The sequence below is a fragment of the Pelagibius litoralis genome, assembly GCF_011683915.1.
Taxonomy (GTDB): Bacteria; Pseudomonadota; Alphaproteobacteria; order Kiloniellales; family Kiloniellaceae; genus Pelagibius; species Pelagibius litoralis.
Genome location: NZ_JAAQPH010000014.1, coordinates 1 through 14,095, shown reverse-complemented (window position 1 = coordinate 14,095; position 14,095 = coordinate 1). Strand labels below are relative to the sequence as shown.

Here is a 14,095-nt window from a genome sequence, read left to right as displayed (position 1 = left end):
GACGCCATGACCGAGGACAAGAAGCGCGGTTTCGCCGGCGGCCTGACCGACTATGGCGACCCGGATTTTGCCGCCTACCTGCGCCGTTCTTTCGCACGCTCCATGGGATATTCCGACGAGATGCTGGGCCGCCCCATCGTCGGCATTACCTGGACGGCCAGCGGTTTCAACAACTGCCACCGCGGCGTGCCGGAGCTGATCGAGGCGGTAAAGCGCGGCGTCCTGGCCGGCGGCGCCCTGCCGCTGGACTTTCCCGTCACCTCCCTGGGCGAGGTCTACCTGAACCCCACCAGCCTGCTCTACCGCAACCTCATGGCCATGGATGTCGAGGAGATGATCCGGGCGCAGCCGATGGACGCGGTGGTGCTGGTCGGCGGCTGCGACAAGACCCTGCCGGCCCTCATCATGGGCGCGATCTCGGCCGCGAAACCGGCCATCGTGCTGGCGACCGGGCCCATGTCGACCGGCCGTCACAAGGGCGAGCGCCTGGGTGCCTGCACTGATTGCCGCCGCTTCTGGGCGCAGTACCGCGCCGGCATCATCGACGACAAGCAGATCCACGAGATCGAGGGCAATCTGGCGACGACCCAGGGTACCTGCGCTGTCATGGGCACCGCCAGCACCATGGCCATCCTGGCTGAGACTCTCGGCCTTATGCTGACCGGCGGGGCCGCGGTTCCGGCGGTGCATGCCGACCGGTTGCGTCAGGCCGAAGCCAGCGGCCTGCGGGCGGCCGGGCTGGTCGGCAGCGATCTGACCTTCGACCGCCTGATCACGCCGGCGTCGGTGGAAAATGCCCTGCGCGTTCTCCTGGCGATCAGCGGCTCGACCAATGCGGTGGTGCATCTGGCGGCGATCTTCGGGCGTCTCGGCCTGGAACTGGACCCGGACCTTTTGAACCGGATCAGTGACGAGACCCCGGTGCTCGTCGACCTGAAACCGACCGGCGCCCATTATATGGAGGATCTGCATGCCGCCGGCGGTGCGCCCGCCGTGTTGCGGGCCCTGCGCGACAGCCTGCATCTGGATGTCTGCGGTGTCACCGGCAAGACGCTGGGCGCCCTGCTCGACGAGAGTGATCCCTGGGTCGATCCGGCGGTGGTGCGTCCGCTCGACGATCCCATCTCGCCGCAGGGCGGTCTGGTCGCCTTGAGCGGTTCCCTGGCGCCCAAGGGGGCGATCCTGAAGCGCGCGGCGGCCAGCCCCGACCTCTTCGAGCGGGAAGGCCGCGCCGTCGTCTTTACCTCGCTGGACGATCTGGCGCGGCGTATCGATGATCCCGATCTGGACGTGACGCCGGACGATTTTCTGGTGCTGCAGAACGCCGGTCCGCTGGCCAGCGGCATGCCGGAGGCCGGCTATCTGCCGATTCCCGCCAAGCTTGCTCGGGCCGGGGTGAAGGACATGGTGCGCATTTCCGATGCCCGCATGAGCGGCACCGCCTTTGGCACCATTATCCTGCATGTCTCGCCGGAGGCCGCGCTTGGCGGGCCGCTGGGCCTGGTGAAGCAGGGCGACCGCATCCGCCTTTCGGTGGCCGAGCGGCGCCTCGACCTGCTGGTGGCCGAGGATGAACTGGCCCGCCGCCGCGCCGCTTTTCAGCCGCCTGCCGGGATCGACGGCACCAGGGGTTGGCGCAAGCTGTGGCGCGATCATGTGCTGCAGGCCGAACAGGGTTGCGATCTGGATATCCTGCGGGCTGTTTCGGGAAAGGACCGATCCGCATGAGACTCGCGGAAAGGACCTGGCCAGAAGTCGAGGCCTATCTGAAGACGTCGCCGGGCACGATCTCGGTCAGCGTTCCCACCTTCACCGCGCTGGCCTGCGACGTACTGACATCCCTGGCAAGCCAGGGTTTCGCCCGTGTTTACATCCTCAACGGTCATGGCGCCAACATCGCGCCGCTCCAGGCGGCCATCGATGTGCCGCCCCCCACAACAGGAAAGCCCATGTCTCTGATCAGAAAATATCAGGAAAAAGACGTCGAGACGCTGATCGAGGTCTGGTTCAAAGCCAGCCGGCTCGCACATCCTTTTCTGGAACAGGATTTCCTCGAGCAGGAGAAGGAAAACATCCGCAAGCTCTATCTGCCGAATGCCGAAACCTGGGTGGCGGAGCGAGAGGGTCAGATCGTCGGTTTCGTCGCCCTTCTGGAAAATGAAGTCGGGGCCCTGTTCGTCGACCCGGATTATCACGGCCAGAAAATCGGCAAGGCACTGATGGACAAGGCCGTTGCGGAGCGCGGGGCGCTGGTGCTCGACGTGTTCAAGGAGAACCCGATTGGCCGGCGCTTTTATGAGCGCTATGGCTTTCGCCAGGATGATGAGCACCGGCACGAGGCTACCGGCCAGCCCTGTCTGCGCCTGTCCTATTCGCCGAGCTGAGAAGGCCGGCCGCTCCGCTGGAGAGACCAGGGCTCGGTCAGGTCACCTTCGTGTGCAGTTCGCCGACACCCTCGATATGTCCTTCCAGAACGTCGCCGCGCTGTACCGGGCCGACGCCCGACGGCGTGCCGGAGAGGATCACATCGCCGGGTGCCAGGGTGAACAGGCCCGAGAGATAGGCGATCATCTCCGGCACCTTCCAGATGAGCTGGTTCAGGTCGCCTTCCTGGCGGATTTCGCCGTTGACCTTCAGCCAGACCGCGCCGCTGTCGGGATGGCCGATCTCGCTGGCCGGCATCAGGGCGCTGCAGGGGGCCGAATGCTCGAAGGCCTTGCCGATTTCCCAGGGCCGGCCGGCCTTCTTGCACTGGCCCTGCAGGTCGCGCCGGGTCATGTCGAGGGCGACGCCGTAGCCCCAGACATGGTCCAGGGCGTCCGCCACGGCGATGTTTTTGCCGCCCTTGTGCAGCGCCACGGCCATTTCGATCTCATGGTGGACGTCGCTGGACTTGTCGGGATAGGGAAAGTCCCCACCGTTGACCACCAGGTTGTCGGGATTCTTCTGAAAGAAAAAGGGGTCTTCGCGGTCCGGATCATGGCCCATCTCGATGGCATGGGCGGCATAATTGCGTCCGACGCAGTAGACCCGGTGGATCGGGAACAGGCTGTCGCTGCCTCTTACCGGAAGGGTCGCGGTCGCGGGCGGTTGGATCGCAAAGGTCGCTTTCATTGTTTCTCCAATCAGAAAGGCTATTGCCTGGCGGCAGCATAGTAGTCGAGCTTTCGCTCCAGCCAAGCCAGTACTTCATTGAGCGTGAAGGCAAAGGCGAAGAGGACGAAGAGCAGGGCCCAGAAATGCTCCATCAGGAAACGTGAGGAATAGAGTTCGAAGAGCTTGCCGAAGCCGATGATGGAAACCAGCAACTGGCCGATGACCACGCCTTTGACGGCGCGGATCATGCCCAGCCGGATACCGGCGAGGATCTCCGGCAGGGCGGCGAGCAGATAGATCTTGCTGAAGGCCTGCCAGCGGCTGGCGCCGAAGCAGCGGGCCATTTCGACAAGCGAGGGCGAGATCGCCCGCACCCCGGCGCGGGCGTCGAGCACGATGATCCAGACGGCGAAGAGCACCACGGTCATGATGATTGTCGTCTCGCCCAGGCCGAAGATCACCATGATGACCGGTACCAGGGCGGTCAAAGGGGCCGAGAGGAAAAGGTTCACCCAGGGCAGAAAGATGCGGTCGGCAATAATCGAGCGGCCCATCAGCACGCCGAGCGGCACGCCCAGTCCGATGGCTATGAGGTTCCCCAGCAGGAAGGCCTTGGCGGTGATCCAAAGGGCAGAGGCGAAAGAGGCGGTGGGCACGATCTCCGCCATCCGCTCGAAGATCGCCGAGAGCGGGGGGATGATGAAGCTGGCGCCGCTTTGGCCGACAACCTCCCAGAGCGCGGCCCAGAGGAATAGCGAACAGAACAGCGGGACGCGGATTTTGCCGATGGTCATCGCGTCCTCCTAATCAAGGTACTGCCGCAGGCTCTGCCAGATCTCCTCGACGGTATCGAGGTAGACCGGATTGCGGCGGATTTCTTCGGTGCCGCCGTCGCGGGGAATGGCCGGCTCGACGATGGAGGAAACACGGCTGGGCCGGCGCGAAAGCAGCACGATACGGTCGGACACGTAGACCGCCTCTTCGATGCTGTGGGTGACGAAGATGAAAGTCTTGCGTTCCTGGGCCACCAGTTGGAGGAGATCTTCCTGGAACTTGCGCCGGGTCTGCTCGTCGACGGCGGAGAAGGGCTCGTCGAGCAGCAGAACCTTGGCATTGACCGCCAGGGCGCGGGCCAGGCCGACGCGCTGGCGCATACCGCCGGAGAGTTCGTGGGGATAGGCATGTTCGAAACCTGCCAGACCGACCTGGATGATGTACTTCTCCGCCACCGCTTCGCGCTCGGAGCGGGCAACACCGCGCAACTCCAGGCCGAAGCCCACGTTGCGCAGGACGCTGGCCCAGGGCATCAGGGCGAAGTCCTGGAACACAAAGGCGCGCTCCGGCCCCGGCCCGGTCACCGGGCGCCCGTCCACCTGCACGCTGCCCTGGCTGGCCGGCAGCAGCCCGGCGATAATCTTCAACAGCGTCGTTTTCCCGCAGCCGGAGGGGCCGAGCAGGGTGGTGAGCTGGCCTTCGGGAAAGTCGATGGAAACGCTGTTCAGGGCTTCGACCCCGCCGGGATAGACCTTGGAGAGGCTGTCGACCCGGACCATGGCCGCTGCGGATGCGCTGACGGTAGCAGCGACGGCGCTCATCGTGCGGCTCGCTTTTCGGGACGGAACATGGTGACCTCCAGGCGCTCCAGCGCTTCGATGAAAAGCACCGAGAAAACGATGATCGAAAAGATCGCGGCGTACATTTTCGGATACTCCGCGATCGACTGGTTGTAGGTGATGATATCGCCGATACCCGTGGGGGTGATCAGCAACTCGGCCAGAATGACGCCGATGAAGCCGGCGGCACAGCCCAGGCGCAGGCCGGCGAAGATGACCGGTGCCGCTGCGGGCAGAATGACCTTCCAAATGATCTGGCGCCGTGACCCCAGGAAAGAACGCCCCATCTCCAAGAGGGAGACCGGCGTGTGGCGCACGGCGTTCAGCGAATTCAGCACGATCACCGGCATGGCCATGATACAGACCGTCATCACCTTTGACGTCAGGCCGATGCCGTAAGCGAAGGTCAGGATGGGGATCAGGGCGGCCAGGGGGGCCGACTGGGCGATAATAAAAATCGGCGAAACCAGCCACTCGGCCAGGCGGTTGAGCCCCATGGTCACGCCAAAAGCAACGCCGATCGTTACCGAGGCCAGCAGGCCGATGACGAGCGGCTGCAGGGTAATCCAGAACGCCTCGATCAGGGTGCCGTCGGCAATCAGTCCGCCGAGAGCACCCATGGTTTCCAGGAAAGTCGGAAAGGCGGGGCTGATCGGCACCCGTCCCGCATACTCCCAGGCGGCCATGACGGTTACGATGGAGGCAAGGCGGAGAAAAAGCGGATGGGTCAGGATCCCAAGCCAGGCCGCCGGTCCGCCGCCGGCGGTCAGATGGCTCGGATTGCCGGCGGAGAGTGGCGGGCTGCCTGCCTCCGCCGGCGCCGCCGGTACAGGGTTTGAACGCTGCACGTTCCCGGCCTTCGCCCTAGAGGCCGAGCTTCTGCCTGGCGGCGTTCAGCGGACCAAGGTTCCAGTAGTCCTCGACGTTCAGGCTATCGGCCGGGCCTGCCATCTGGCCGGCCGCGGTATAGAATTCGAAGTCGGCTCTGGCTGCAGCGACGCCGCCGCCATCGGGATCAAAGAGCCCCTCTTTGGCGCCTTCGGTGTAGTAATCGACCACTTCGGCCAGGATTTCTTTCGGCTGGTCCGCCAGCAGGTTCCGTTTCACCCGCTCCTCTTCTATGACCGCCGGGTTTTCCTTCATCTCGTGCCACAGTTTCAGCAGTTCTTCGACGATGATGCCGACCGCCTCGGGGTGGTTTTCGATCCACTCGCCGCTGGCGAAGATCAATTCGTCGCTGGCCGGGTCGCTCAAGCCCGGCAGGATGTGAAACTTGTCACCGGCCAGGTTCATCAATTTGTTCTTGTTGGAAAGATCAACGATGGAGGCTTTGATCTGCCCCTTCATCATCGCGATGATGCGGTTCTCCGATCCCGGCACATAGCTGCGCGGACCGAATTCGATCCCCTCGCGCTTGGCGATGATGTTGCCGATGGCCTCCGTGCCGGTACCGCGGGCGTGGAAAGTGAAGGGTTCGCCGTTCAGGTCTTTCCAGGTCTTGTACTCGGTCGATGCCACGGGAAAGAAGACCAGGCGCGACATCTGGAAGACCACCTTCAGCGGCACCTTGCTCTTTTGTATGACCGAATAGGGCGTGCCCACGCCCAGGTCGGACTGTCCGTTGACGATCGACTGGATGGCCAGCTCTTCCTTGGCGAAAGAGGTCATTTCGTAGTCGACGCCGCGATCCTTGGCCCGTTCCAGAGCGATCACGAAGGCCAGAGTCTCGACGGAGACAACATCGCCGAGCGAGACGCGGATCTTTTCCGCTGCCTGGCCGGGCGCGGCGGCGATCAGTACGGCTGCTGCCAGAGTTACGGCGGCCGCGGCCTGCCTGAAGGGATTGAGGTAGCGCTGCATGGTTGTTCCTCCCGGTTTTGCTTCTTGTCGATCCGGCTGGGGCACATCGATCCATCGATAGCGCCGCACCAGACTGCGTGAGCTTGAGAGGATTTAACCAATATATGATTGGTTAGGCAAATACTTTATATTGGTCAAAGGATTTGACCCGGTAACGCGGTGACGGTTAGGTTTCCGCAAGTCTGACGCGATGGAGCACACATGGATCAGGGTCAGGGTGCCTTGACGCAGCTGCGGGCCTATCTGGCGCAGCGCGATCTGCCGGCCAACAGCCGCCTTCCGGCGGAGCGGGAGCTTTGCGACATCCTCGGCGTTTCACGCGGCGAGCTGCGCAAGGCGCTCGCCATCATGGAGGAGAATCGGGAGCTCTGGCGCCATGTGGGCAAGGGCACCTTCATCGGCAGCCGGCCGGTCGAGGAGTTCTCCAACATTGCCGCCATCGCGGAGTTGACCAATCCGCGCGAAGTGATGCAGGCCCGTCTTCTGATCGAACCCCAGATTGCCCGCGAGGCGGCCTTGAACGCCACCGCCGGCGATGTCGCCGAGATGCGGCTCTGCATGAAAATGTCCCGGGAGGCAAAGACCTGGCGGCAGTACGAGAACAGCGACAACGCCCTGCACCGCGCGGTGGCCGAGGCAACGCACAACACGGTCCTGGTGGCGCTCTTCGACACCCTGAATGCGGTGCGCCGCACCGTGGTCTGGGGGCGCCTGAGGTCCAAGGTCGACCGCCCGCCGTCGGATCACCATAGCTTTGCCGAGCACGAGGCGCTGGTGCGCGCTATCGAGGAGCGGGACATGGAGGCTGCCGGCCAGACCATGCGCCGCCATCTGTCCCATGTGCAGGGCAATCTCCTCGCCAGCAGCCAGGCCGCCGAGTAGCTGATTTAAGCTCGACTGACGTCGATGCGGTTCCGGCCCGCTCCCCCTCCCGGCCACCCACTAGGATAATCGCATGGGTGGCCGGGAGGGGGAGCGGGCCGGTGCCGTCTACTAGAAAAGAGTCTAGAAGAACCAGGACAGCCTTATTTCGACAAAGGAATCGTCTTCGAATCCGCTTAACAGGTCGTTCGAGTCGATGTTGTCGAAGACCTGGCCTTCGATTTCCAGGTTCAGGTTGTCGCTGAGGCGCCGTTCGAACTCGACGCTGAAGATCCGCTCTTCCTGATCGAGGTCCAGGATGACGCCGGCCAGAAGTTCGGTGTCCTCGACATCGTTCAGCGCCAGGCGCGTGCCCAGGAAGATGTCGTCTTCAAAGGGTGTGGCCGGCGTTCCGCTGTCGCGCCCGTCATGCAGGTACTCGGCCAGCAGGCCCAGGTCGGTATTGCTCTCAAAGGCGCCGAAGAAGGTGTACTCGAACCCTCCGACGGCGGCGAAGAAGCGGTCGCCGTCATGACCGTCGCGGGTCAGTGCCTCCAGCTTCAGAAGCCAGGGGCCGGTGGTGTACTGGGCGTCCAGGCTGGTCTGGTGGATCAGGTCATAGCGCTGCCGCAGGAAGGCATTGCCATCGGAATCCACTGTGGGGATGAGCTGCGGTTCGCGGCTGGTGCCGTAGAAATGCGCCAGCCCGAAATCCCAGTCGCCGATGGTCTGGGAGTAACGCAACGCGAAATCGACATGCCACTCTTCGGCGCTTGATTCATAGGAAGGATCGTCGTCGATGGGCAGGGCGCCGCGCAGCCGCGCATCGTCGTCGGGAAAGGTACGCTCGCGAAAGCCCGGCAATACGAAAAAACTGAGTGTTCCCCAGTCGCGCAGCAGGTTCAGGTTGGCCATCGGCTGGCCCAGCTTGTCTTCCTGATCCGGGCTTTCGACAAGATCGGTCTGGTTGACGATGTCGATCAGGTGGCGCGATTCGGCAACGCCCCAGAACACCTTGCTGACACCCAGGACAACGTCCCAGTCATCGGCCTGACGATACCAGTTCAACTCGCGGATATCGACGTGGGTGCGGTTCTCATCGTCGGCATCCAGCCGCAGGAAGGGCACGAAGGTGATGCGGTCGTCCCGGCCGTTCCAGCGGTAGCGCAGTTCCGGCTGGATCACCAGGGAGGGCGAGATGTGGCTGTTGTTCTGTCCGGGGAACTGGGCCTTATCCGGAAAGATCCGGGTTTCCCCGGCGACGAAGCCGGAAAAGTCGAAGTCCTGCGCCGGCGCCGACAAGCCGGTCATGCACAGCATTCCGGCGGCGGCCAGGACAGACCGCCGCGCTGTTCCCCCCCGATGCATTCTCACCGCAGCCGCTTCAGGCGGTTGGGATTGAAATCGCTCTCGTTCACCCCGACCCGCAGCTCCCACTCGTCGAAAGTCAGGCGGGTTGTCTTGCCGGTCTGGTGGTTCACCATGTACTGATCGTCGGCACGCCAGTACTGGCCGAGGTATTGGTTGTACCGGCTCAGCGTCAGGGTCTTCAGCAGAGAATCCTTGCGGTCATAGAAGTCGATCCTTATGGGCCGATACTCCTGCTGATCGATCCAGGTGACCTGTCGTGCGTAGCCGGAGTTCTCATAGCGCGGGAAGCGTTCGATCACGAAGCAGGCCAGGCCGTCCGCCGCCTCGCCGCAGGCTTCGTCGCGCAGCCAGCGGTAGTCGTACTTGTCGACCTCCTGGGACAGCAGGTCCTCATAGGCGAATTCGCTGCCGACAAAGGGGCCGGACTTATTGGCCGAAGAGATACGCTTCACCCGCTTCAGGGCCGGCAGGTAGAGCCATTGGTCGTCGGGATCGAGGATCTTGGTGAAACTCAGGAAGGCGGTGCCCTCGATATCGCGGGGATGATCGAAGACGACCAGGGACTTGTCGCCCTCCGCGCGCTCCGGCACCTCCAGGGTCAGGATGCGCAACTCGCGTGTGCTGCTCTGGCCCTGCTTGTTGGTCAACTCCATCTTCAAAAGCGAGGAACTGTCACCGAAACCCAGGTCACGGCGATCCACTTCCTCGGCGATGGCGAGGCCTTTTTCTTCCGGCGTTTCGCCGAAGGCCGAGGTGCTGGCGGCGGCCAGCATCACCAGCGTTACGGCCAGCAGGACCTTGTTATTCTCCAGCTTGAGGAAGAGCTTTCGGTTCATCCGCATGCTTTTTCTCCTTGTCGATCGCGAGCAAGAGGGGGGGCAGAAGCAGGAAGTCGGCGACCAGCGCCGCGAAAATCGCCAGGGCGGTCAACAGCCCCAGGCTCTGGTTCAGTTCAAAGGCAGACAGCGCCAGGGTGCCGAAGCCGGCGACGAGGACTGCCGAGGTTACCGAGAGCGCCCGGCCCACCGTGGCAAAGGCATAGCGCACGGCATCTTCGGGACTGGCGCCGCGCTCGCGGCGGGCGCGTAGGTATTTGCTGAGGAAATGCACGGAGTCGTCGACGATGATGCCCAGGCTGGTGGCGGCGACGACGGAGGAGGCGAGACCGATCTCACCGACCAGCAGGCCCCAGATGCCAAAGGCCATGACGGCGGGGATGACATTGGGAATGATGCTGAGCAAACCGACTCTCAGGCTGCGTAGCGCGATGATCAGTGACAACGATATCAGCACCAGGGCCAGGCCGGTTCCGGTCAGCATGGAGATGATGTTGCGTTCCGAGATATAGGCGAACATGACGAAGGGGCTGGTCGCCTCGGTGACGGAGGCCGGGATGTTGGCGGCGATCCAGGCCTCGGAGTTCTGCTTCAGTACCCTGGCTTCACGGGTGGTCATGTTCTCAAGGGTGGCCAGAAACCGCAGCGATGACTTGTCGACGTTGATCTGGTTGTTCAGGTCCAGCCCGTAGGGCAGCGACATTTCGAAGAGCAGCAGATACTGTGCCGCCAGGTTGCGCTCGTCGGGCAGGCGGTACCAGTCCGGATCGTCGCCGTGCATGTTCTTGTTCAGGCGGCGAAAGATGTCGGTGATGGTTTGCACGTGAACCACGCCCGGCTGTTCACGCAGCCAATCGGAAAAGGCATCGACCTTGGTCAGGTATTCGGGCTCGCTGATGCCGCCCTCTGCGGCGGCGGGCAGGGAGAACTCGATCTGGTAGATGCCGGAGAGGTTCTCCATGGCAAAGTCGGTGTCGGTGCGGAACTGAATGCTGGGGTCAAAATAGTTGACGAACTGGTCGTTCAGTTCGATGCGCGGTATCCAGACCGCCAGGGCGATCACCAGGGCGGTCATGCCGTAGAGCAGGGGTTGGCGCCGCCGCAGGACGAACTCCGCCAGCCGCTGCATCAGATCGTTGCTGCCCGTGGTCTGCCGCTTCACCCGCAGCGGCACCACGGCGAGGAAGGCCGGCAGGAAGGAAACCGAATAGATCCAGGCGGCGATCACGCCCATGGCGGTGATGTTGCCGAGATCGCGAAACGGCGGCGCGTCGCTGAAGTTGAGAGAGAGGAAGCCGATCGCCGTGGTGAGGGAGGTCAGGAAGATCGGGTTGAAGTTCACCCGCAGGGACTCGATGATGGCCTCACGCTTGCTGGCGCCCTGGCGCATGGCGTGGAGCAGCGTTACCAGCAGATGGATGCTGTCGGCTACCGCGAGGGTCAGGATGATGGTCGGTGCGGTGGAAGAGGGCGGGGTGAGGTTGATGCCCAGCCAGCCGGTCAGCCCCATGGCGGTGCCGGCCGAGAGGCCGACGACCAGAAGCGTCGCGATGGTTCCTGCGATGGAGCGCAGGAAGATCAGCAGACCGGCGATGATGATGCCGTACATGATGGGGATGAGGGTGGCGAGATCGGCGAAGCTGGCCTCGCTGAAGGCATTGTTCAGGGCCACCAGCCCGGTCACCGCCACGGTGATGTCGGGGTGCCTTTCCCGAAACGCCTCGACAATCTCACGCGCTGCCGCCATGGCGACCGGCACCTCGGATTCGCTCTCGCCCGGCAGGGTCAGGGTCACGTTGACACCAGTGGTGCGGGCATCCGGCGCGATCAACCGGTTGATCAGCAGCGGCTCGCCGAGGGCGGTCGCCCGGATTGCGGCGATCTTTTCAGTTGTAAGACCGGCCCGTGCGGGGACCAGATCCTCGACCGTCAGGTCGTCGCCCTGGGCATAGCTGTGCTGGAAGTTGGTGATCGAGTCGACGCGGCGGGAGAAGGGTAGCTGCCAGGAAGCCTCGGTCAGTTCCCGAATGGCGCCAAGCATTTCCGGGGTAAAAACTTCGCCGTCCCTGGGCTGCAGGACGAAGAGGATGTTGTCATCCTTGGTGTAGATCTGCTGCATCGATTCGAAGGCTTTGAGCTGCGGGTTTTCCTTGCCGAAGAAGACCCGGTAGTCCGTTGAAAAGCCCAGGAACTGGCCGCCGCTGCCCAGAGCCACCGCCAGGGCGACGCTGCCCAGGATAACCAGCCAGCGCAGCCGGATGATCAGTTCCGCATAGGAAACGATCCAGCCTCCGGACATCGATTTCCCGCTCAAACCCTTGGATTTCGACATAATCGCAGCCCCGTTGTCGCCTAAGTCCGGATGATTGTGATAGCTTTAGAAATCTGCTATGTATGTAAACTACACCGTTCAGTTTACATAGGAATGTGAACCCGAAGTCAAGCGGTTGATGATGGCTGACAGTGCGATAGGTGACAGAATGCTGACGGAGACGGCTGCCGATGCCGATGAAACGCTGTCTCCGAAGCGAACGGCGATTATTGAGGCGGCGGCCGATTTGTTTCTGCATTCCGGCTACGGCACCGTGTCGATGGATGCCATTGCCGCCAAGGCGGAAGTCTCGAAACGCACGGTCTACAGTCATTTTCCCGGCAAGGACGTGCTCTTTGCCGCGGTGATGATGAGCCACTGCAACCGGGTTGCCGGCATCGACTGCCTGGAACTCGATCCGGAGGCCGACCCCTTTGCAGTGCTCTGTGATCTTGGGAATCGTTTTCTGGGGCTGGTCACCTCTGCGGAGGCCATAGCCCTGTTCCGCACGGTGGTGTCGGAGACCGAGCGCTTTCCGGAACTGGGCCAGACCTTCTTTCAGTGCGGCCCGCTGCGCTGGGTGGAGAACCTGACGCCCTATCTGACGGAGATGAACCGGCGCGGGCGCCTCGACATGCCCGATGTCGGGGACGCGGCTTCGAAGCTTTTACATATGCTGAAGGATCCGATGCATATGCGCTGTACGCTGGGCGTCCAGGAGGCGGCAAGCGAGGCCGAAATCGCCGCCCATGTTGAAGCCACCGTGGCCGACTTTCTGAAGCTCTACGCGCCGGCCTGAACCGGTTTACTGGTGGATCGTCCCTTCGGGCCGGAAGGCGTGAAACACGAAAGCGAAGGTCACGTCGTAGGGGACATCGACCGTTCCGTCGCCCGCCTTGCGCTGCACCACCACATTGCCGACTTCGCGGCCTTCGGCGATGCTGCGGGTGTCGAGCGCCGAGTTTTGGCCGGGTTCCCAGGTCAGCAGCAGATCGCCGCTTTCGATTTTTCCCTTTTCCCGCAGCAGGTCCAGCGCCCAGGCCTCTGCGCCGACGGCAATCACCCGTTTCATGGGCGCGATCCCCACCGGCATTTCGCCGTTGTAGAGGAAGGGGCGGTCGAGCGTGTCATAGCCCACATAGGGGTTTGCGCCGTAAGGCCGCAGGCCGGGGTTGTTGGGGATCAGGACCCGGCCGTCGGGGAAACGCGCGGCGAACCTGCTCCAGGATTCCAGGCGGGCCGGCACGATCTTCAGGCGCGTCCCCGTCCGTTCCCCCACGATGGCTTCGCCGAGGAACTGCTGCCACCAGCTCTCGGACTTGCGGTCGTACATCACCAGGTCGGAATTGCGCAGCTTGCCGGTGGTGCCGAACTCGGTGACCTCGCCCTCAACGCTGCGCTCGAAGACGACGGCGGAGTTGCACAGCGGACAATAGGTCACGGCGACCGCCACACCGCCGACGGTATCGTTGACGATCTCGTGCCATGTCAGGATGCGTAGGGGATAGGCCCGGGCATCGCCGTTGATCGAAAGACCGACCACCGGCTCGCTTGCCGACAGGTCCGTCACCTTGGCAACGTCAACGAACTGCGGCTGGTCGATGGAGGGAATGCCGTCTTTGGGCGGGCCGCCGCTGAGGATCTCATCAAAGACGACGGAGGCCTGAGAGAAATCGGTATCCGGCCACTCCCGGGCCCAGCGCTCTGGATTGGCAAGGGCCGCAACGCTGATCAAACACAACGCGGCGGGAAGAAGCGCGGCGAAACCGAAAGCGGTCAGCCGGCGCGGGCGGGTGTTGCGCAGCTTTGACATGGCCCGAGCATGACCGCAAACCTGCGGTCCGGACCAATCAATTTCACTTGAGGAGGGAGGGGGCGGGTGGGAGCTTCTAGAGCAGATCCTGATCGGATGGAATCGCCGGAGGCGATCCATTGATCGGGTGAATCTGCTCTAACAGGCTGCTGAAAAAGTCTGACGTATAGGGTTTTGGGCCTTGGTTTGAGGTCAGCCCCCTATGATGGTGGTTTTGGGTGCTGGTCTATCCCGGGTGATCGGCGCTTTGGTGGAGCGTTGGTCTCATGTTTGGGCCAGGAGCTTTGGTATTCGCACAAGATTGCAGGCGGTGGCGGTGAGGGTGAAGGCCCAG

13 protein-coding genes are annotated in these 14,095 nt (G+C 63.1%); 4 read left to right on the top strand and 9 right to left on the bottom strand.

What is annotated here, in order from left to right:
* The first annotated feature begins 6 nt into the window (after positions 1–6).
* On the top strand, positions 7–1,728 hold the full coding sequence (locus tag HBA54_RS17535; RefSeq protein WP_167227003.1) for a dihydroxy-acid dehydratase: 1,722 nt from the start codon (positions 7–9) through the stop codon (positions 1,726–1,728).
* Entirely contained in the window at positions 1,725–2,384 is a 660-nt protein-coding gene (locus HBA54_RS17530) for a GNAT family N-acetyltransferase (protein ID WP_167227001.1), read from the top strand. Before HBA54_RS17535 ends, HBA54_RS17530 begins: the two co-directional genes overlap by 4 nt.
* 37 nt (positions 2,385–2,421) lie before the next feature.
* Here HBA54_RS17530 and HBA54_RS17525 read toward each other — a convergent pair whose 3' ends face one another.
* From HBA54_RS17525 to HBA54_RS17505, 5 genes are read right to left on the bottom strand one after another with little or no spacing between them, the layout of a single operon-like run.
* Positions 2,422–3,114 carry a fumarylacetoacetate hydrolase family protein gene (locus HBA54_RS17525; RefSeq protein ID WP_167226999.1) on the bottom strand — a complete coding sequence of 231 codons (693 nt, stop codon included), beginning with the start codon at positions 3,112–3,114 and terminating at the stop codon, positions 2,422–2,424.
* A gap of 20 nt (positions 3,115–3,134) precedes the next feature.
* Positions 3,135–3,890 carry an ABC transporter permease gene (locus HBA54_RS17520; protein ID WP_167226997.1) on the bottom strand — a complete coding sequence of 252 codons (756 nt, stop codon included), beginning with the start codon at positions 3,888–3,890 and terminating at the stop codon, positions 3,135–3,137.
* Positions 3,891–3,899: 9 nt separating this feature from the next.
* The gene (locus HBA54_RS17515) at positions 3,900–4,691 is read right to left on the bottom strand and encodes an ABC transporter ATP-binding protein (RefSeq protein WP_167226995.1); all 792 of its coding nucleotides are present in this window, start codon (positions 4,689–4,691) and stop codon (positions 3,900–3,902) included.
* Complete coding sequence (locus HBA54_RS17510; protein ID WP_205944728.1) at positions 4,688–5,557, bottom strand: ABC transporter permease; 870 nt, start codon at positions 5,555–5,557, stop codon at positions 4,688–4,690. Before HBA54_RS17510 ends, HBA54_RS17515 begins: the two co-directional genes overlap by 4 nt.
* Before the next feature lie 16 nt (positions 5,558–5,573).
* Positions 5,574–6,569: an ABC transporter substrate-binding protein gene (locus tag HBA54_RS17505; RefSeq protein WP_167226993.1), complete on the bottom strand. Its 996-nt coding sequence runs from the start codon at positions 6,567–6,569 to the stop codon at positions 5,574–5,576.
* A gap of 201 nt (positions 6,570–6,770) precedes the next feature.
* Between HBA54_RS17505 and HBA54_RS17500 the strand changes: the two genes are divergently transcribed.
* Positions 6,771–7,451, top strand: a complete 681-nt coding sequence (locus tag HBA54_RS17500) for a FadR/GntR family transcriptional regulator (RefSeq protein ID WP_167226991.1) — start codon at positions 6,771–6,773, stop codon at positions 7,449–7,451.
* 123 nt (positions 7,452–7,574) lie between these two features.
* On the opposite strand, the gene HBA54_RS17495 is transcribed toward HBA54_RS17500, so the two are convergent.
* The 3 genes from HBA54_RS17495 to HBA54_RS17485 are packed head-to-tail and all read right to left on the bottom strand — an operon-like array spanning position 7,575 to position 11,969.
* A complete protein-coding gene (locus HBA54_RS17495; RefSeq protein WP_167226989.1) occupies positions 7,575–8,741 on the bottom strand; it encodes a hypothetical protein in 1,167 nt (388 codons plus the stop codon).
* Positions 8,742–8,800: 59 nt separating this feature from the next.
* Positions 8,801–9,643 carry an outer membrane lipoprotein-sorting protein gene (locus HBA54_RS17490; RefSeq protein WP_205944727.1) on the bottom strand — a complete coding sequence of 281 codons (843 nt, stop codon included), beginning with the start codon at positions 9,641–9,643 and terminating at the stop codon, positions 8,801–8,803.
* Entirely contained in the window at positions 9,603–11,969 is a 2,367-nt protein-coding gene (locus tag HBA54_RS17485; RefSeq protein ID WP_205944726.1) for an efflux RND transporter permease subunit, read from the bottom strand. Before HBA54_RS17485 ends, HBA54_RS17490 begins: the two co-directional genes overlap by 41 nt.
* 148 nt (positions 11,970–12,117) lie before the next feature.
* On the opposite strand from HBA54_RS17485, the gene HBA54_RS17480 reads away from it, so the two are divergent.
* Positions 12,118–12,747, top strand: coding sequence for a TetR/AcrR family transcriptional regulator (locus tag HBA54_RS17480; protein ID WP_167226985.1), 630 nt, complete (start codon positions 12,118–12,120; stop codon positions 12,745–12,747).
* A 6-nt stretch (positions 12,748–12,753) separates the two neighbouring features.
* On the opposite strand, the gene HBA54_RS17475 is transcribed toward HBA54_RS17480, so the two are convergent.
* A complete protein-coding gene (locus HBA54_RS17475) occupies positions 12,754–13,761 on the bottom strand; it encodes a DUF3179 domain-containing protein (protein ID WP_167226983.1) in 1,008 nt (335 codons plus the stop codon).
* Between the last annotated feature and the right edge of the window lie 334 nt (positions 13,762–14,095).

Coding starts and splice junctions, on each gene's coding strand:
- HBA54_RS17535 (WP_167227003.1), top strand. CDS start 7: ATGACCGAGGACAAGAAGCGCGGTTTCGCCGGCGGCCTGACCGACTAT.
- HBA54_RS17530 (WP_167227001.1), top strand. CDS start 1,725: ATGAGACTCGCGGAAAGGACCTGGCCAGAAGTCGAGGCCTATCTGAAG.
- HBA54_RS17525 (WP_167226999.1), bottom strand. CDS start 3,114: ATGAAAGCGACCTTTGCGATCCAACCGCCCGCGACCGCGACCCTTCCG.
- HBA54_RS17520 (WP_167226997.1), bottom strand. CDS start 3,890: ATGACCATCGGCAAAATCCGCGTCCCGCTGTTCTGTTCGCTATTCCTC.
- HBA54_RS17515 (WP_167226995.1), bottom strand. CDS start 4,691: ATGAGCGCCGTCGCTGCTACCGTCAGCGCATCCGCAGCGGCCATGGTC.
- HBA54_RS17505 (WP_167226993.1), bottom strand. CDS start 6,569: ATGCAGCGCTACCTCAATCCCTTCAGGCAGGCCGCGGCCGCCGTAACT.
- HBA54_RS17500 (WP_167226991.1), top strand. CDS start 6,771: ATGGATCAGGGTCAGGGTGCCTTGACGCAGCTGCGGGCCTATCTGGCG.
- HBA54_RS17495 (WP_167226989.1), bottom strand. CDS start 8,741: ATGACCGGCTTGTCGGCGCCGGCGCAGGACTTCGACTTTTCCGGCTTC.
- HBA54_RS17490 (WP_205944727.1), bottom strand. CDS start 9,643: ATGCGGATGAACCGAAAGCTCTTCCTCAAGCTGGAGAATAACAAGGTC.
- HBA54_RS17485 (WP_205944726.1), bottom strand. CDS start 11,969: ATGTCGAAATCCAAGGGTTTGAGCGGGAAATCGATGTCCGGAGGCTGG.
- HBA54_RS17480 (WP_167226985.1), top strand. CDS start 12,118: ATGCTGACGGAGACGGCTGCCGATGCCGATGAAACGCTGTCTCCGAAG.
- HBA54_RS17475 (WP_167226983.1), bottom strand. CDS start 13,761: ATGTCAAAGCTGCGCAACACCCGCCCGCGCCGGCTGACCGCTTTCGGT.